General features: G+C 44.8%; 18 protein-coding genes. 4 read left to right on the forward strand and 14 right to left on the reverse strand.

What is annotated here, in order from left to right; translation table 11 throughout:
* Positions 1-315: 315 nt before the first annotated feature.
* From Q0785_RS17080 to Q0785_RS17090, 3 genes are all read right to left on the reverse strand, one after another.
* The gene (locus Q0785_RS17080; RefSeq protein ID WP_298832736.1) at positions 316-876 is read right to left on the reverse strand and encodes a hypothetical protein; all 561 of its coding nucleotides are present in this window, start codon (positions 874-876) and stop codon (positions 316-318) included.
* 105 nt (positions 877-981) lie between these two features.
* Complete coding sequence (locus Q0785_RS17085) at positions 982-1,695, reverse strand: hypothetical protein (protein WP_298832739.1); 714 nt, start codon at positions 1,693-1,695, stop codon at positions 982-984.
* Positions 1,696-1,804: 109 nt separating this feature from the next.
* On the reverse strand, positions 1,805-2,323 hold the full coding sequence (locus tag Q0785_RS17090) for a topology modulation protein (RefSeq protein WP_298832742.1): 519 nt from the start codon (positions 2,321-2,323) through the stop codon (positions 1,805-1,807).
* A gap of 236 nt (positions 2,324-2,559) precedes the next feature.
* Between Q0785_RS17090 and Q0785_RS17095 the strand changes: the two genes are divergently transcribed.
* On the forward strand, positions 2,560-2,760 hold the full coding sequence (locus Q0785_RS17095) for a cold-shock protein (protein WP_006830093.1): 201 nt from the start codon (positions 2,560-2,562) through the stop codon (positions 2,758-2,760).
* Between the two features lie 303 nt (positions 2,761-3,063).
* Here Q0785_RS17095 and Q0785_RS17100 read toward each other — a convergent pair whose 3' ends face one another.
* From Q0785_RS17100 to Q0785_RS17125, 6 genes are all read right to left on the reverse strand, one after another.
* A complete protein-coding gene (locus Q0785_RS17100) occupies positions 3,064-4,713 on the reverse strand; it encodes a serine hydrolase (RefSeq protein ID WP_298832767.1) in 1,650 nt (549 codons plus the stop codon).
* 110 nt (positions 4,714-4,823) lie between these two features.
* Complete coding sequence (locus Q0785_RS17105) at positions 4,824-5,282, reverse strand: GNAT family N-acetyltransferase (RefSeq protein ID WP_298832770.1); 459 nt, start codon at positions 5,280-5,282, stop codon at positions 4,824-4,826.
* Positions 5,282-5,734 (reverse strand): hypothetical protein, encoded by a 453-nt coding sequence (locus Q0785_RS17110; RefSeq protein WP_298832771.1) that lies wholly within the window; start codon positions 5,732-5,734, stop codon positions 5,282-5,284. The genes Q0785_RS17105 and Q0785_RS17110 overlap by 1 nt, the downstream gene beginning before the upstream one ends.
* Before the next feature lie 251 nt (positions 5,735-5,985).
* A complete protein-coding gene (locus Q0785_RS17115) occupies positions 5,986-8,604 on the reverse strand; it encodes an MMPL family transporter (protein ID WP_298832774.1) in 2,619 nt (872 codons plus the stop codon).
* Between the two features lie 3 nt (positions 8,605-8,607).
* Positions 8,608-9,051 carry a winged helix DNA-binding protein gene (locus Q0785_RS17120; RefSeq protein WP_298832777.1) on the reverse strand — a complete coding sequence of 148 codons (444 nt, stop codon included), beginning with the start codon at positions 9,049-9,051 and terminating at the stop codon, positions 8,608-8,610.
* 112 nt (positions 9,052-9,163) lie between these two features.
* A complete protein-coding gene (locus tag Q0785_RS17125; protein ID WP_298832780.1) occupies positions 9,164-10,246 on the reverse strand; it encodes an AI-2E family transporter in 1,083 nt (360 codons plus the stop codon).
* A gap of 146 nt (positions 10,247-10,392) precedes the next feature.
* Between Q0785_RS17125 and Q0785_RS17130 the strand changes: the two genes are divergently transcribed.
* Entirely contained in the window at positions 10,393-11,223 is an 831-nt protein-coding gene (locus Q0785_RS17130) for an undecaprenyl-diphosphate phosphatase (protein WP_298832782.1), read from the forward strand.
* Between the two features lie 47 nt (positions 11,224-11,270).
* Here Q0785_RS17130 and Q0785_RS17135 read toward each other — a convergent pair whose 3' ends face one another.
* The 3 genes from Q0785_RS17135 to Q0785_RS17145 all read right to left on the reverse strand — a co-directional run bounded on the left by Q0785_RS17135 (position 11,271) and on the right by Q0785_RS17145 (position 14,669).
* Entirely contained in the window at positions 11,271-12,398 is a 1,128-nt protein-coding gene (locus Q0785_RS17135) for a CAP domain-containing protein (RefSeq protein WP_298832785.1), read from the reverse strand.
* A gap of 266 nt (positions 12,399-12,664) precedes the next feature.
* Entirely contained in the window at positions 12,665-13,501 is an 837-nt protein-coding gene (locus tag Q0785_RS17140) for a DUF368 domain-containing protein (RefSeq protein ID WP_298832788.1), read from the reverse strand.
* Between the two features lie 97 nt (positions 13,502-13,598).
* Positions 13,599-14,669 carry a nitronate monooxygenase family protein gene (locus Q0785_RS17145; RefSeq protein ID WP_298832791.1) on the reverse strand — a complete coding sequence of 357 codons (1,071 nt, stop codon included), beginning with the start codon at positions 14,667-14,669 and terminating at the stop codon, positions 13,599-13,601.
* Between the two features lie 142 nt (positions 14,670-14,811).
* Here Q0785_RS17145 and Q0785_RS17150 point away from each other — a divergent pair, with 142 nt between their 5' ends.
* The gene (locus Q0785_RS17150; protein ID WP_298832794.1) at positions 14,812-15,072 is read left to right on the forward strand and encodes a hypothetical protein; all 261 of its coding nucleotides are present in this window, start codon (positions 14,812-14,814) and stop codon (positions 15,070-15,072) included.
* A gap of 43 nt (positions 15,073-15,115) precedes the next feature.
* Here the strand turns inward: Q0785_RS17150 and Q0785_RS17155 are convergent, their stop codons facing one another.
* On the reverse strand, positions 15,116-15,964 hold the full coding sequence (locus Q0785_RS17155) for a VOC family protein (RefSeq protein ID WP_298832797.1): 849 nt from the start codon (positions 15,962-15,964) through the stop codon (positions 15,116-15,118).
* 130 nt (positions 15,965-16,094) lie between these two features.
* Between Q0785_RS17155 and Q0785_RS17160 the strand changes: the two genes are divergently transcribed.
* On the forward strand, positions 16,095-16,415 hold the full coding sequence (locus tag Q0785_RS17160; protein ID WP_223637216.1) for a helix-turn-helix domain-containing protein: 321 nt from the start codon (positions 16,095-16,097) through the stop codon (positions 16,413-16,415).
* 227 nt (positions 16,416-16,642) lie between these two features.
* Here Q0785_RS17160 and Q0785_RS17165 read toward each other — a convergent pair whose 3' ends face one another.
* Positions 16,643-17,404, reverse strand: a complete 762-nt coding sequence (locus Q0785_RS17165; protein WP_298832801.1) for an STAS domain-containing protein — start codon at positions 17,402-17,404, stop codon at positions 16,643-16,645.
* Positions 17,405-17,458 lie beyond the last annotated feature (54 nt).

Genomic DNA, 17,458 nt, shown 5'->3' on the forward strand with positions numbered 1-17,458 from the left:
CCTTAGGAAAGAAATTATATCAAATACCTATAGTTTCACAGGAAGATGTATCATTATTCTATCATTTTCATTTATCAGCGCAAACCATTCCGAACTAATTTTTCTGAAATGAGGTTATTTTCTGCACTTTTTTAAGACATAAAAAAACCTTTGCTCAAAACAGCATTGAGCAGAGGACTTTTCAATTTCTTATAATTCCAGTTTTTTAGGAGGCCGTTCTTTCTCAGCCGGCTCGCGTCGCGATTGTTCAATAGTTTGAGCTTACTCCGGATTCCCTGTTAAGTTTTCCAGCGTATCATCCGACTTTGGCCTTCTCTATTGTATTTCTCTGGCCAGTTTTATTTTTTCTATAAAATCCAATGGTTTATAAGCCTGCACATATAAGGTGTCGTCATTCACCTCGATGATCAAAACTTTTTCGTCTTGGTCGATGGCTTCATTTTCGTAGCCAGTGGCACGCTTTGAAATCATACCTGTATATGTCTCCAGGACTACTTCTCCATAACCGTCGACAGGAATCGGAATGACGACATTCGCGACTTGTCCCGGGAGAGGCTCTTCCGCATAGGCACTTGATGATCCAGCAGAAGACAAGGGCAGTAAGATGCAGAAGTAAAGCAACAGATCCAATACAGCTGACCCCATTACCGCAATCCCTAATACTGACCATTCGTTAAAGCTTGTCGCACTCTCCAACAACAAGCCGATTGCAGCACCAAATGTAATGAATGCCAGAATCACCATCGGATTTAGCACAGGCAAAGCCTCCCCAAAATCCGTGACATCTCCGAAAAAGACATATAACACAGTCACCGCCCCTGCTGCGAGAAGACTATACATATAGAGCTCTTCAATCGGCAAGCCAAAAACCATCATTCCAAAACCTCCCATCCCAGTAAGTATCTTTCATCTTCTTACTAATACGAATACGATAGCCGGAAGTTTCCGAATCCTTTGAAATAAAGAAAAAAACCCGTTCTTTTACAGAACGGGTTTTGCAAATTGGAGTTCGTGAAAACCATGCACAAGCTGAAAACCAATGCCGACGTATCCTTCATCAAGCAATTGCTGCTGCTTTTCCAAGTCATCCAATTTCACGGTAATATGGCCACTATAATGAACATCCTGATTTTCCAGGTCCTTCACCAGGATATAGCGCTTCAATCCTTCATACTTTTCCTTTAGAGCCGCGATATACATCGCTTGAGTAAATTTATCTTTTAAGCTGGGGATGTTCAGCGGTGCTACAGTACAGCAAACGTAGCGGAATTCCTCGTCAAGATTGGGAAGTTCTTTCATAATGACTTCAGCTAATTTCTGCTGAAGGCGATTTCCACGATATTCGGGAAGAACCACTGAAATTTCCTGATAAATGACTTTTCGCAAGTCTTCAGGCGGCAGACCGATATCCCAACCCAAATGCTCTTCATCGATTTCCGGAATCAGCAATGCCCTGAACCCGATCAACTCATCTCCAACAAAAGCGCCTACCAGCAAACCACGTTCATTTAGGATAAACAGGAATTCCTCTGTAGTCAAAGCTTGAAGCGTAGCCTTTTCAGGGAGTGATTCGATTACTTTTGCTTGAACTTGTTCTATTACGGGCAAATCCTCCAAATACAGCCGCTTCATAGAAAAAGGCAATTTTTTATGAAGCACTTGATTGGTTATCGTGCCTTCATGCAGTAACTTCATCAGCCATTCTCCTCCGTATATTTATGTAGCTATAGAATACCACTTCCGTCTATGAACGTCTGCACGTTTTTTCAATTACCTCATAAATTGAAACGATCTTCTTAAAGGTCTAATAAAGACTCCTTAAAAATTCTTCAATTTCTTTTTGGGTGCGCAAAAAAACAACTTTATGTTGAGGACTTTCTTCTATAAATTGCTCCATTCGTTTTCTCATCTTCACTTTACGTGCCCGATACGTTGAAATGATGAACGTCAGAAATCCTTTATCCAGCTTTTCCGGACAGCCGATCGCCATATCTGGACGGGTTTTTCCGTGATTTACGATTCGGCGCTTAACAATACGGTACAGACAGACCATTAAAGGGCGCTCCAGGTAGATGAGGGTATCCGCCTCTTGTCTTCGGATTTCATAGGTGGCTGTGTAGTTACCTTCAATGATCCAACGGTCCTGTTCAACCAGCCGCTGCTGTTTTTCACTAAATTCTTCCTGAGTGCTTTCCACCCATCCCGGCTTCCAGAAATAAGCATCCAAATGATGGACCGGAATAGCCGTCTTTTCTGACAGCTTTCTTGCAAAGCTTGATTTACCAACACCTGAGGACACCCCAAGCACCATTATCTTCTCCAAAACCATTGCCTCCCGCCCCTATTTCCTTCAGTTTTTTTATTATAATCCAAGAGGAGATCAAGCAGTAGCAAAAAGAAAATTCGATTATCACTTGCAATATCTGTATACCCGTGTTATTCTAAGGAAGAATTATTTTTGTTCGGATAACTTTTTACAAAGTGTCAGATGTTCATCTGCAAGATTTGAGCAAGGATAGTAATACAATGTATGCTTACGCATACGAGGAGGAAACACACATGGAACAAGGTAAAGTAAAATGGTTTAACTCAGAAAAAGGATTTGGCTTCATCGAACGCGAAGGCGGCGACGATGTATTCGTACATTTCTCTGCAATCCAAAGCGAAGGCTTTAAATCACTTGACGAAGGTCAAGAAGTAACGTTTGATATCGAGCAAGGCCAACGTGGTCTTCAAGCTACTAACGTTCAAAAAGCTTAATCTAAAGCTAACTTATCAATGAGCTCTTCTTCGGAAGAGCTCATTTTTTATGCATTTTTATAAAGCCGCAGCCGAGGAAATCTTCCAGGCTGCGGCTTTCATCATTTTACTGGTTGCGCATATCTCTTAAAAAACAGTCTCTTCCATCAAAAAAAAGAAAGTAGCCGCCCCTAAGAGCAACTACCACCTTTTCCTCTTCGTTAATTCAACCAAAAATACAGCTGAAAGACTGCGAAAATAACTATACATAGACCAAGCGTGCCGAAGACGATCCCCAGCGCCAATTTCTTTCCGGTCATACTTTCACTCCTTCTCGATTCTCAATTCTTCTATAATCCCAGTAATCTCATGAGCGCCTGTGCCTTTATTTGACAAGACCGTCAGCATACTGCCATCCGCAGGGTAAAATGCCGAATGGAAACTGACACCAGGATCGTAGCCCATCACATGATACTTCAAAATATCATCTTTTCTCTGTTGTATCCATATACCATAACCATACGCACCGTCTTCTCCAGAGGCGTGGATTTGCAGCATCTTGTCCACCATTTCTTTCGTCAGCAAAGTACCATCCATCAGACTGCGCCAGAAGTTCGCCATATCATCCGCCGTGACATAAGCGCCGCCGTCAGCCCCGCCACGGATTGGAACGGCATATTGATTTGTCCGCCACACTCCATCTTCTTCAATATAGCCAAGCGCCGTTTGCCCAGGCAACCGATCCAAGCGGAAATACCCCGAGTTCTGCATTTTGGCGGGAGCAAAAATCCGTTCCTCCACCACATCTGCAAACTCTTTTCCCGTTACTCGCTCAATGATCAGTCCAAGTGCGATAAAGCCGGCGTTATTGTAGTGGAACCTTTCGCCTGGCTCGAACATCGGCGGCTGATCTTTAAACAAAGGAATAAAATCTGAAGCGGCTTGCATCAAATACATCGGATGCTGTTTCCATAAGTCCTCGAAGTCGTCCATTACCTGCTCGTCAAAATAATCCGGAATACCGGACGTGTGTGTCAATAATTGATGGACAGTGACTTCGAAATTCGGAAAAGTTTTTGGCAACAGCTCTGATAGCTTATCGTCGAGGGCCAGTTCCCCTCTCTCCACCAATTGGCAAACTGCAACAGCTGTGAACAGTTTGCTGCCAGACGCAATGCCGAATCTGGTATCAACCGCATTCGGCCTTTCATCGGCACGATTGGCAAAACCTCTCGCTGCCGTCCAGGTTTCCTTTTTCTGCAGATAGGCAACACCCGAAAAACCGACTTCCTCCATCCTGTCCATAATCGGATTGGCAGGCTTCTCCTGCTGGAATCGCCCTTCTTCTGTAATAGTGATCTGGCGGCCATTAGTCAATTCGATCGCTAAGGGATGAGTCTCGCTTTTTTGCTTCGAAAAATACCATGTACGTTTCGGCGCCACTAAAATGATATAAGCATGTCCGCTTCCCAGGAAATTCAACGACTTCGCATCGATGCCTTTGTTGCCGCGCACCGGAATATCCATCTCTTCAATCCGTTCTCCGACTTCTTCGACATATGGGGTAGTGATGCTTACTTCACTGATGTCGAGCAATGAATCGACGGTGAAATTCCCCATCCGGTCAACACTGCGACGGGCGATGAATTCAACAACATTGCCGGCCGGATCCTGAAAATAAAACGCGTCCGCATCAAAATTAGCATAGAACACTTCATCCATGCCTTCTTGCCGATTCAAGGTCACCCGTTCACTGGCCCACCATTTGGCCAGCGTGAACTGGTTGCCTGGTATGTTCAGCGCATAATGATAGACAGCTGCCCTTTCCGATTCCTGGAAGACCAATTGAGATTCACCGATTGACAATGTAAAACTGGCCTCATCTTCTTCCACGATACGGAAGCCCAGTTGGTATTCATAAAAACCCTTCATATCCTCTAACTGGTTTGTGTATAAGATCACCTTTTTGAACATGTCCTCACTCCTTGCCTTTAGCATACCGAAAAATCTAATTTTTTTCTTCTTTTAACCACAAAAAAGAAGCCAAAGGCTCCTCGTTTTTCGTGATTCTATAAACAACGTCGTTATCCGTTGACCATATACCGCAGCCTGATCATGTCGCGGCATTCGATGCCATTCTCAAAAATCGGTTCTGGATAATTTCTTCTGAAAAAGTCTGGGTCGATCGCATGCATACGGAAGCCGCATTTCTGGTAAAGAGCCAGCTGCCCAAGGCTAGAATTGCCGGTACCGATTTCCACAAACCGGAAACCCCGTTGCGCTGCTTGCGCCAGAGCATGCTCTAAAAGCTGACGGCCATAGCCCCGGTCTCGAAAGCTTTCGGAAACCGCCAAATTCTTAATTTCTACAACTGTTTCAGATAAGGCAAGCAGGACATACACACCAATTAACACACCGTCCTGCTTCCCGATCATACACCAGCCCGAGTCACAATAAGCCCGGACCAATATTTCCGAAGGATCCGCTTCCAGAAGTAAATCCATCGGCAAGGATTCATCCGCACTCAGCAAATGGAACTCCATTACTTCATTTCTTTAAAACCTTGATCGATCAGATAGTCTTCAGCATTGTCGAAAGTGCCGAAGCTTTCCTCCAGGTTTTTGCCTGTATAGATATTCCAGAATGGCTCTTCATAGACCAGGTCCAATTTTACATTTTCACGGTTTACCCACGTCTTGTCGTATGGCGGTTCCGGCTCTAAAGACAGGTAATCGAGGGAGTCTGCCAAAACGCTGCGCAATTCCTTTTCGGAAAAGTCACGGATGTTGACGAAGCCTTTCTTATCCACTTCATAATGCGGCAAGTTTCCTACATAGACAAAGCCATTGCCAGTCGGATGTAAATGATAGACCACAATTTTCTTGTCGTACAGGCTCTCTTCATAATGAAAATTCACGCGTTTCATCGATACATCTTTTCTCGTCAATTCCGGGAAAGACTCAATGATTTCCAACTTTTGTTCAAATGTCAACAATCTCATTACCTCATTTCTTAGTTTCATTTATTTCATTAAAAACATTAGTAAGATCCAAGACAATAGATCTGGAGCTTTATATTAAGCCCACAGATATATGGTTACACCCGTTTCGCATTTTCAATTACCATTTAGTATACCACGCCAAGACCAATCCCACATCCATAGAAAAAGCTGCGCGAACGCAGCTTTTCTCATCTTGCTATAAAATTGATCAACGCCTTTAAAATAAAAGATTCACTTAATCACATTTATTTCTTCTTGCCGAACGGCCACCAGACACCCCGGTCGAAAGACACTGAAATTGCCGGTATCAATAACGGCAGGATGATCAGGCCATACAGCAGCAATCCGGTGATGACGATAGTCGCGATCTGCACCAGGCTCAAGACGCCGGAGGGCATCATAGCACCGAATGTACCTGCCAAAATGATGGCTGCCGTAATGATGACAGTCCCCATCTTCGCCATTGATTTCCGCATTGCATCGCGAACACTGATGCCATTGAATGATTCTTCGCGGAACCGGTCGAGCAGGAAGATCGAGTAATCGACTCCCAGTGCCACCAGCATCACGAAGCCGAAGAACGGCACTGCCCAGCTGATGCCATCATAGCCCAGGCCATTGACGAAGATCAATTCCGCAATGGAAATCGATGTATAATACGTCAGCAGCAACGATCCGATCATATAGAGCGGCATGATCAATGAACGGAAAAGAATGGCCAAAACAACAAACAAGCTAATCAGCATGATGACCACTGTACTTGCAAAGTCACTGGAAGACACTTCTTCTAAATCGCTGTTGATGCTGGAAATTCCGCTGAATGCAATTTCCGCTTCTTCTAGCGGCGTTCCTGCTGCAGTACGTTCGACTGTTTCTTTGATTTCAGTGGTAATGTCGATTGCTTCAGGAGAATACGGATCTTCTGACAACACCACTTCCATCATCATTCCTGTACCGTCAGCAAAGGAATAGCGATCCAGTACCTGTTCAAAGTCTTCGCTCTCCAATGTTCCTTCCGGAATGAATAGGCCAGTGTCACGCACAGCTTCACTGTCGCTCATTTCCTGCATCATGTCGACAGCTTCCGTCAACCCGGTCTGGATTTCAGCCAAGCCGTCATTTGAAGCACCTACGCCATCCGCCAATTGTGTCAACCCGGCACTAAGTTCTGCTGTCTGTCCAGCTGCTCCAGCCAATCCCTGCTGGATTTCTGTCAAACCACCACTGATTTGAGTCAAAGCTCCGACGGTTTGCGGGATATTCCCTGTTTGTTGCAAGCCTTGCGAAACCTGCCCCAGTTGCTGGTTGATCTGTCCAAGACCTGCGGCCGCTTCGTTCAATCCTCCAGCATTTCCAGCCTGTTCCCCGATAGCAGTTAAGTTGGTCTGGACTTCCGTAAGTCCTGCCTGCACTTCGCCAAGTCCATCGCGGGCTTCACCAAGTCCATCTGCCATAAGGCCGAGCTGTTCGTCCACGTAAAGTTCGTCAATGATATCGCCTGTCGGTCGTGTAATCGACCGGACAGTCTCGACGCCCTCAATTTTTTCAATCTCAGCACTTAATGATTCGAAGTAAGGGACAGTTGACCGATCTGTCAAGGAATCATCTGATTTGACGATTACTTGAACGGGCAGCGAATCTCCTTTTCCAAAGCCTTCTTCAATAGCACGCAGGCCTTTCACTGACTCATATTCCGAACCGATTTCATCCACCGTGTTAAAAGATAAGGAATTATCGTACGTAAAGAGCAATGGAACTGTAATCACAGCTACCACCAACATCGACAGCAACGGTCTGTTGATCGACAGCTTGCTCATATTGATCCATAATTTGCTGTCTTTATGGGAAGCGGATTTTTTCGCTGGCCAGAATAATTTCTCCTTCAATAAAGACATGAAGAATGGCACGATCGTATAAAGGACCAGCAGCAGGACAAATATGCCGACCGCTACAGCCACTGCCGATTTGAATATCGGAAATTCAGCAAAGCCGATGGCGAAAAATCCAATAAACACGGCAATCCCGCTGATCAGCAAAGTTCTACCCGCTGTTTTATACGTGTTGATGATTGATTGTTCCACTCCGTGTCCAGCCGATAGTTCTTCTTTATAGCGACTTAACAGCAGGATACAATAATCCGTTCCAATTCCAAACAGAATCGCCACCAGGAATATCTGTGTATAGTTGGAAACCGGGAATCCAAACCAGTCGATGAAAAATGCCACGACCGATTGGCTCAATAAATAAGAAATTCCGACCGCAACAAGCGGGATGAACGGTGTCACAATCGAACGGAACACCGCCAGCAATAACCCGAAAATCAAGATGACTGTAATGATTTCTGTACGCTTCAAGCCTTCTTGCGCACTGATGTTCACATCATTGTTGATGATGGCTTCTCCTGTTACATAAGCAGTCAAATCTTCCGGAATGATGGTTTCCCTGATGGTGTCGGCAACGGCATTCACTTCTTCGTCCGTGCCATCAACAGTAATCGGCATCAATACCGTTTGGCGATCTTCCGAAATCAGTTGATCTTCCAATTCTTCACTTTCAACCGGATTTAATACGCTCGTCACCGGATCTCCAAGTGCTTCGATATCCACTACCATCTGTTCGAGCGTTTCCCGCATCGAATCAGTTATTTCACTTTCCAATGGAATGACAAGAGAAATGGTTTGTTCTGCAGCATCCGCATCCGTCAAAATTCTTGATGCTATTTGCGAAGAAGCTTCATCGGATAACTGAAACGAACCTGCTTCTTCTGCCTGTTCCGTTAAATTAGGCGCCAATAGGAATAAGACGATCGTCAAGACGATCAAGCCGATGGCAATCGGCCATTTAAATTTCAATACGCTATGCATATATTACGCTCCGTCCATTTTTAGTATCGTTTTCAGCTTCCGGAAAATCGTCAGGAATTGATCTATTTCTTCATCCGCTATATTTTCAGACATCAGCTTCTCAATATAATCGGTCAATACTTTTTCCAGTTCCACCAAAACTTCCTGGCCTTTATCCGTGAGCTCCATCATTTTTTCCCGGCGATCTGATGTCTGGACCACCTGGATCACTTCTTTTTGGAGCAGCTTTTTTATCCGGCTGGAAATTGCACTTTTATGTACCGCCTGCAGTACGGCCAGTCTCGCTGAGGTAATCCGTTTTTCCTTGCCGATCAGCTTCAGCATTTGAATCTGTTCAGGTGAATATTCCTTCCATAAAGGATGATCGACCGATTTGATGACCCGCTCAGTCCCATAAATCATCACTTCCTGAAAAAGATCCACCGCTTCTTTTATTCGTCCATCCAAAGTAGTACACCCCCTCAACCAATATTTATAGTTTAGGGGGTAAACCTTTTAAGGTCAAGAGAGATTGTTTCCTCCAGAAAAAAACCTGTGAACAAAGTTCACAGGTTTGATGTTATTCAATTTCACGTGTAGCTGTGTTACGGATTTCACTACGCCGTGCATAGATATTTTTCGCGATGGTCTTGATAACCGCATACACGGGAATCGCTAGAATGATTCCCCATAAGCCAGCGATATTCCCCGCTGCGAGTATCAGGGTAATGACAGTCAACGGGTGAACGTCGAGTGATTTCCCCATAACATTCGGCGTGATGAAATTACTTTCAATCTGCTGGGCAACAAGCATGATGATGGCTACGTACACTGCCATGATCGGATCCTGCACCAAGGCGATGATAATTGCGGGAATGACCGCGATATAAGGCCCTAAAAACGGGATGACGTTGGTGGCCATACCGATCAATGCCAATAGTAGAGCGTAATCCAGACCGATGATCAGATACCCGATCAGCAGCATGATCCCAACCAGGAAGCTGACGAATAATTGGCCTTGAATATACGCCTGTAAGGTTTCATCGATATCATGCAGTGTTTTGCGGATCCACCTTTTCCGCTCTCCTGAAAAGAAACCAGAAACAAACGGTACAAACTTCTTGTGGTCAACCAATAGGTAGACAAGGAAAAATGGTACCAACACCAAAGTCACAACACCGGAAACGAAACTGCCGATAAAGGAAAGAATCCATCCGCCGACATCACCAAGCCGATCACCAATTTGGCCGGTCATGCCCTCCAGCTGTTCTTCAATAGAGTCCGGAAGCCGGTCACGCTGATCGAATATGTATTGGCCATACTCTTCCACACTTTCAATTATTTCAGGTGCGTTGTCCACCAATGCATTGATTTGGTCAGTGACAATCGGCCCGATCATGATGTAGAACAAGTAGAACACTAAGACAATCGCCAGCAGGACGGTGAGAACCGCAGCCCACTTCGGAAATTTCCTCTTCATCAGAAAATTCAGGATCGGCCTTGTCAGGTAGAACAAGACGCCTCCCAACAACAAGGGAACAAAAATTGTTCCTGCAATTATAAATAAGGGATCGAAAATCCCTTGTACTTCAATAAACAATCGAATGATGACTAAGGTCAGGATAATTCCTACTCCCACTTGAAACCAAAGCTTGTTCGTCAAGCGCGTCACTTCCTTTCTTTTCAATAGTATACCCAGTTTACCATGAAAATATGGTATTATAATTTTTATGTTGTTTTGAAATTTCCACGCGGAAAAGACATGACTGACAGATAAATAAGTGAACGTGCAATGGAGGATTTATTTTAATGGATCAATTATGGCTTACTATCAAATTTCTGCTTCTCGGCCTCTTTCAAGGGCTTACGGAACCTATTCCCATCTCATCAAGCGGGCATTTGCTGATTGCCCAGTATTTCCTTGATGTTCAGATTGAAGGTAGTGTTTCCACTTTTGCTTTGCTGGTCAACAGCGCATCTCTCATTGCTGTTTTGATCATTTATCGCGATGATATCAAACGTCTTGTCGTGAACGGCTTAAAATACTTTACGGTGAAAAATGCTGAAACCAAGCGGGATTTCATGTTCTTTGTCTACTTGGTGGTGGCGACGATCCCCGCTGCAGTCATAGGCGTTTTGTTCCAGGATGCAATCGATGATAACCTTTCGACGATCGTGACTGTCGGCTTGACCCTTATCGTGACAGGATTCGGCCTTTGGTGGATCCGCAATATGCGCGGACAGCGAAAAGATGGCAACATGACGATGAAAGACGCTGTCATTATCGGGGGTGCCCAGGCAGTGGCACTTATTCCTGGCATCAGCCGAAGCGGTGCGACAATCGTGGCAGCGATGGCCAGAGGCATCAACCAGGAAACAGCTTTGCGCTTCTCTTTCCTCCTGTTCATACCGATCAGTCTGGGCGGTGCTGTCCTCAGCATCACGGATATCGTCAATGACGCTAACTTGGCGACCATGGCCGGCCCTTACATAATGGCTTTCCTTGGATCTCTGATCGCTTCTTACTTTTCGTTAAAATGGTTCATGAACATCATGGCTAAAGGCCAATTGAAGTATTTTGCCATTTACTGCTTTATCGTTGGGCCACTTGTCGTTTTGGCCTGGCTCGTACTGAATTAATTAAAAAAGGACGGACTTTCAATGAAATTGAAAGTCCGTCCTTTTTTCTATCGATTAAAGAAATTGGCCGTGTAATACGGTTGATTCTCTGAATTGAACGCTGCGCCAATCCCCAAAAATCCAAACTCCGGTTTGACGATATTTTCCCGGTGGCCCATCGAATTCATTAGGCCTTCGTGAGCAAAAATGCTGCTGTACTGCCCGTATGCCAAATTTTCACCGGCTACATAAAACGTGATGCCATCTTCATTCATCCGGTCAAACGGCGACTCTCCCGCCAGATTGGTATGGCTGAAGTATTGATTTTCCGCCATATCTTCACTGTGCTTTCGGGCTGTCAGCGTTGTTTGTCCGTCCCACTTCAATAATGGGAGGTCGCGCTGGATACGCGCTGAATTAGTCAATTCGAAAAGCAGATACTCATAGCCTTCCCTTAACTCTTCATTCGATTCTGCGTAAATCTCAGAACGTTCTTTTTCCAAATCTTCATGGATCACTTGCACCGCTGTCACAGTATCCTCTTCGTGGATATCATAAAAGATAGTCGTATACGTATTATCGATCTTAAAAACATCATATTCTTCGCGGGTATCGAGTATATATTGAACATTTCCTTTTTGAAGGCTTTTCAGTGGAACGCCAAGCAAGGAACGGACTTCAGACTTTGTGGAATTCATCGTAATGCCTTCTGTCGAGGAAATCAAATCCTGATTGGTGAACATTCCATTCACTTTGCCTTCTTGATCATACGATAATAATACATAGTTTTGATAATCCTGATGATAGCTATGCCAATCAGTGCCATACTCGTTAAGCATCAAGCGGAGCGGCATACCCAGTTTCCCTTGAGCTTCGTCCTTATCCATACCAAGCGTAACGTTGTGGATGGCAAACAAGGAATCTGTTTCAACCAGTTCCGGTTTCGCTACAGCTTCCGGCAACTCGAGCGAATTGGACGCAACCAAAGACTGCAGTTGAGAGCCAATCCTCGAAGTGAAGTCGCGTGCCCCATCCAAAGCCTGGGACACCTCCGGATCTTCGGTGATGTTCTCAATTGTGCGATCAACAGAATCCAAAAAACTTAAATCGACATATTCACCAACCGGTTCCTCCCAAATCGGGCGCGCAAAAAAAACGGCCAGCAACAAAACCATCAACCAAAACAGTTTCCGCACACGCATCACCTCTTACCCTACAGTTTAATCGCAAACGCATCATCCATAAAGCAAAAAGCCTTTGTGCGAGAAAAGCGGAAACGGCCGTTCAGCTCCGAAAGGCATAAGACGATCTGACGAAGCGGCGTCCTTTGCCGCATAGTCAGAGTGGCTTATGACTCGAGCGGCTGGCTGCGGGAGCTGGACAAACTGAAAAGCGGAAACAGCCGTTCAGCTGCAACAAACGAAAAAAGCGATACCATCCAAGTGATGGCACCGCCTTTTACTTAATTGTATTCTTCTGTAATAGCTGTCTTTTTAGGTGAACTGAAAAGCAATGTAAATAGTAGACCGAGCGCGAATGTCACCACGCTTGTGATAAGCGTGGTTGGATCAGCCGAAAAGCCAGGGAATACCACGAACAGAGATCCCAAAATCAAACCGATGATCGCTGCATAAGTAACATAGGTAAAGTGCTCCAATAAATATTGAATCGCTTTACTGCTGACAATGAATCCAACGATAACGCCGGCACCGATAGCCAAGGCAACCGGAATGTTCAAAGTCGATAGCGCATTGATGGCTGTCGAATAGACACCCAATAACAACAGGATAAACGATCCGCTGATTCCTGGCAATAACATCGCCATACTGGCCAGCCAGCCAGAGAAAAACAGCAAAAAGAAAATCGGTAATGTGAGTGATGTAATCGGCGCTAAATCTTCCTCAGTCGGGATAAAGGCAGTGACCGCTAGCGCTGCGCCAATGACCAATAAAATAACCAAGTGACGGGCAGTAAAGTTCTTTTTGACTTCCGCTTGCTTCATAATGTATGGGACAACGCCGATGATCAGCCCCATGAAGAAAAACTGAGTCGCTTCGTAATGCTGTTCCAATAAATATTCAATGACCCGACTGAATAACAGCAATGTAATAACAATCCCGATTCCAAGCGGCACTAAAAATCCAAGATATTTTTTCCAATCACGGCTGAAAAATCCGCTGATGGATTCTAATAAACGGTCATAAATCCCTAAAATAAACGCTATCGTCCCCCCGCTTACTCCTGGGATCAAGTCACTGATTCCCATAAGGATACCGCGGTATATATTCTTCCATTCCATTCGTCTAATCTCCTCGTCTTAAAATCACTTTAACTAGTATAGCATGTGTGAAATGGAAACTCGAGCTTCACATTAACCATTTCCCTGGTAGCCAAAACTAGTTTATGATCCTCTTTGCCTCTTCTATAATCGTCTTCACTATTTCAGCCGCCCCTATTTCCTCAGTCAAGCCGCGTGTGGATTGACCTGCCCACAACGACATGAACTCTGGATTATCGGCTTGTGCGGCAGCTGCCCGAATATCTTTGGTGATGGTGTTTTGAGAAGGAAATGGCAAAGGGACAATGCCGGTTTCTTCAAATTCCTGAATAAATCGATTTTTGATGCCGCGCGCCGGGCGTCCGGAAAAGCTTTTGGTCACTACCGTACTTTCTTCGTTGCTTTCGAATATTGCCTGCTTGTAAGCATCATGTGCTCCAGATTCTTTAGCACCGACAAAACGGGTGCCGATTTGGACGCCTTGTGCACCAAGAACCAGAGAAGCAGCGAGACCACGTCCGTCAGTAATGCCTCCAGCCGCAATGACCGGGATTTTGACGACATCCACCGTCTGCGGCACCAATGCCATCGCACCAATCTGGGCACCTGATGGGTGGTTATCGAGTGAAAACGTGCTGCGGTGCCCTCCTGCTTCACTCCCTTGAGCTACGACAGCATCTGCTCCCGAAGCTTCCGCTTCCTTTGCTTCTTCTACTGTAGTGACCATGGCTATGACTTTGACCTGGTGCTCTTTGGCTGCTTTCATCTGCTCTTCCGATAAACAGCCGAAAGCTGTGCTGATGATCGGCACGCCTTCTTCAATGCAAATAGCGAACTGCTCTTCACTCCAATCCGGTGATTGATACGAAGACTGTATTTCCTGAATATCCAATTGCGAACGAAAAGGGCTTAATGCATTCTGCACTTCTGATAAACGGCTAAAATCATCATTTACCGGAGCGGCAAAAATATTGACACCAAACGGTTTTTGAGTTTTTGACTGAATTTCTTTAATTGCTTTCCGTAACGCATCCGGCGCCATATAGGCAGCGCCTAAAGTTCCAAGTGCACCTGCATTGCTGACTTCCACCACCAGTTCGACAGTCGTTGGTCCCCCGGCCATACCGGCTTGAATAATCGGATGTTCAATTTCGAATAACTGACAGATACCTGTTTTCAATGAAATCATGTATAATCCCCCTGTCCTTGATTTGTTTGAATTTTGCTGTTGCCTTCAGTATCCCGTAAACGGTAATATACAGCAATAGGGAACTTTTCTGCAGAACGCATCGTTCTGTATAGTAAGTAAACATGAGAAGGCGGGATTTACTATGAAGGGATTCCTTTCACTTTTAGGCATCACTTTAATTGTTGGAGCATTCGGATTGATCCTCTTATCTTTTTACGGCAATCCTTTGGAAAAAGCGATCAGCCAGGAAAGACTGTACGCATATATTGAAACACGCCAGAACGACCTCCCGGAAATACCGGAACAAAACCAAGTGACTGCAGAGATTCCTGCACAGGCCGCTTTTACAACTACAGCATTTACCTCCATGGATAACAGCTGTGACAGAGCAGCCTTGGAATGAAAAAAAGCCGACTCGAATTGCGAGTCGGCTTTTGTCATACTTATCAAACAAGCAGGCGGATAGCATTTCCAGATGGGTCTTTGACTTCCCAATAATTGTCCCGTTCTACAATTTCGGTTCCCATCGTTTGGAGCTTCTTGCCCAACTCTTTGCGCTTTTCTTCGTCCATAATCAATGTGTAGTAGTGCAGGCCTGCTTCTTTCTCAGGCAACGCCGGAATGCCGGCGCCATTCCAGACATTCATCCCGATATGATGATGATACTTCTGATCAGCTAAGAATAGAGCCTGACCGCCTAGACTTGAAACAACTTCAAAACCAAGTGCCTCCACATAGAAATCTCTTGCCTCCACTAAATTTGAAACATGAAGATGAATATGGCCCATTACAGTAGTTTCAGGCATTCCTTTCCATGGTTCTGACGAACTTTGGGCAGCTTCCACTAACCCTTGCGCATCAATTGGATCTACAGTCATAGAAACTTCATCATTGCTCCAGTTCCATTGTTCGGGTTCACGGTCCCGATAGATTTCGATGCCATTGCCTTCCGGATCTGACAGATACAAGGCTTCGCTGACCAAATGATCTGAAGAACCCAACTGGATTCCCTGCTGATGAAGATGAACAAGAATTTTCCCTAAATCTTCTCTCGTTGGCAATAAAATCGCAAAATGATATAGCCCTGCGTAGCGGCCTTGTTTTGACGTGACTCCTTCAACCGCTTCCAGCTTGACCAGGACTTTACCACCTGAACCCAACTCCACATAATTTTGTTCTTCTGAAATAACATCAAAACCAATTATCTCCTGATAAAATTGCTTCATTCTTTTAAGGTCCATTACTTTTAATCCTACTTCGCCTACATAAGTGACAGGTTTCTTATGAAAATTCATTTATATCCCTCTTTTCATTTAGTTACTTTATGTAACCAATTATATTTATAAAACAAAGCTATGTCAAGTAACTTAATTCTTTTAAAGTAGTTAGTATATATGGTATTATAATAGGAAAGGAGTGAGAAGTATGGATACTTCCGTCATTTGCCCCCGTTTTGAGACAGCTATTTCCCTTCTCAGCCAACGCTGGACTGGACTGATTATTTATCAATTATTATCGGGACCCCAACGCTTCAGCCATTTAACTGAAGTGATTGGCATCAGTGGCCGTCTATTGTCTGAGCGCCTGAAAAATCTTGAGGCGCAAGGCCTCGTTACACGGACCGTCTATCCCGAAACACCCGTCCGGATTGAATACGCATTGACCGACAAAGGCCTTTCCCTAAAACCGGTTATGGATGAAATCCAAAACTGGTCACAAGTATGGGTGGAACCAACTGAAACATGAAAAGCGTAGACAGCCGTTTAGGCTCGACAAGCGCTGGAAGCCTTAGCGGTAATGGCGGTCTTTGCCATTGCTGGTAAGGCTGAAGCGACTCGAGGGCCTGGCTGTTGAAGTCTGGACGACAGGAAATGCATAAGCGCCCGCATAGCTCTGACAGGCACTAAAGTTGTTTGAATCATAATTCTCTAAAATAAATAAGAGCTTATCCAACTTACTGGATAAGCTCTTATTTATTTTACTTGTAACTGCATGATGTGCTTTAAGCCTTCATGGGCTGAACTGAAGGTCCGTGTCTTACTGTCCAATTCCACAATAGACATGGCCAGCCTTGGACTGATGCCCACAAGAATGCATGTGGCACCGATCAAACTCAGTGTATCTGTCATCATCTGGATTTGATAGCGGATCTGGTTTTCAAACTCTTTGATGCCGCTTAAGTCGATTAAGACGTATTCGATTTTCTTCTCGGAACATTCCAGTAGAACTGTAGCAATCAACTGATCTGTCCGGCTCCGGTCAAACTCGCCAATTAGGGGCAAAGCAATCGTTTTATCCCATATATTCAAGATGGGAATCGATAATTCCTTGATCAATTGAGCACTTCGTTTCTGTTCTTCAGCTTGCATCGTAACGTCCATCAGCATGACGATGTACCCTTCGGCTTCACTTCCATTGCCCATGATCGGGGTTATCACGATATCGGTCATCACTTGGTTACGGATTGTTATGCGCGTCCGGTGGACTCCAGTCAATTTCTGCATAATTTGCTTCTGGTGCTGTGGGCGTTCATGGAATGCGTCCATACTCATGCCAATCATTTCATCGCAGTCTGCCATGCCGTACAAAGGAGCAACTTCACCCATTAGCCGGCAAGCTTCGGTGTTCATCCATCTGATGGTATAGGAACTATCTGCGATGATGATGGTTTCCCCAATGACATCCAGGGCATTGAGTAAGAATATATTTTCCGGGATCTTTCCTATGGCTGGCATGTGTTTCCACCTTATCCTCTGATTTTCCACTGACTCGTGTTCATATATTATGCC

The organism is uncultured Planococcus sp. (assembly GCF_947501725.1).
Classification (GTDB): Bacteria; Bacillota; Bacilli; order Bacillales_A; family Planococcaceae; genus Planococcus; species Planococcus donghaensis_C.

Bases quoted from the DNA above. Each gene is read 5' to 3' on its own strand.
- Q0785_RS17085 (WP_298832739.1), bottom strand. From the start codon at position 1,695: ATGAAGTTACTGCATGAAGGCACGATAACCAATCAAGTGCTTCATAAA.
- Q0785_RS17165 (WP_298832801.1), bottom strand. From the start codon at position 17,404: ATGCCAGCCATAGGAAAGATCCCGGAAAATATATTCTTACTCAATGCC.
- Q0785_RS17115 (WP_298832774.1), bottom strand. From the start codon at position 8,604: ATGCATAGCGTATTGAAATTTAAATGGCCGATTGCCATCGGCTTGATC.
- Q0785_RS17130 (WP_298832782.1), top strand. From the start codon at position 10,393: ATGGATCAATTATGGCTTACTATCAAATTTCTGCTTCTCGGCCTCTTT.
- Q0785_RS17080 (WP_298832736.1), bottom strand. From the start codon at position 876: ATGATGGTTTTTGGCTTGCCGATTGAAGAGCTCTATATGTATAGTCTT.
- Q0785_RS17155 (WP_298832797.1), bottom strand. From the start codon at position 15,964: ATGAATTTTCATAAGAAACCTGTCACTTATGTAGGCGAAGTAGGATTA.
- Q0785_RS17105 (WP_298832770.1), bottom strand. From the start codon at position 5,282: ATGGAGTTCCATTTGCTGAGTGCGGATGAATCCTTGCCGATGGATTTA.
- Q0785_RS17145 (WP_298832791.1), bottom strand. From the start codon at position 14,669: ATGATTTCATTGAAAACAGGTATCTGTCAGTTATTCGAAATTGAACAT.
- Q0785_RS17095 (WP_006830093.1), top strand. From the start codon at position 2,560: ATGGAACAAGGTAAAGTAAAATGGTTTAACTCAGAAAAAGGATTTGGC.
- Q0785_RS17160 (WP_223637216.1), top strand. From the start codon at position 16,095: ATGGATACTTCCGTCATTTGCCCCCGTTTTGAGACAGCTATTTCCCTT.
- Q0785_RS17150 (WP_298832794.1), top strand. From the start codon at position 14,812: ATGAAGGGATTCCTTTCACTTTTAGGCATCACTTTAATTGTTGGAGCA.
- Q0785_RS17140 (WP_298832788.1), bottom strand. From the start codon at position 13,501: ATGGAATGGAAGAATATATACCGCGGTATCCTTATGGGAATCAGTGAC.
- Q0785_RS17100 (WP_298832767.1), bottom strand. From the start codon at position 4,713: ATGTTCAAAAAGGTGATCTTATACACAAACCAGTTAGAGGATATGAAG.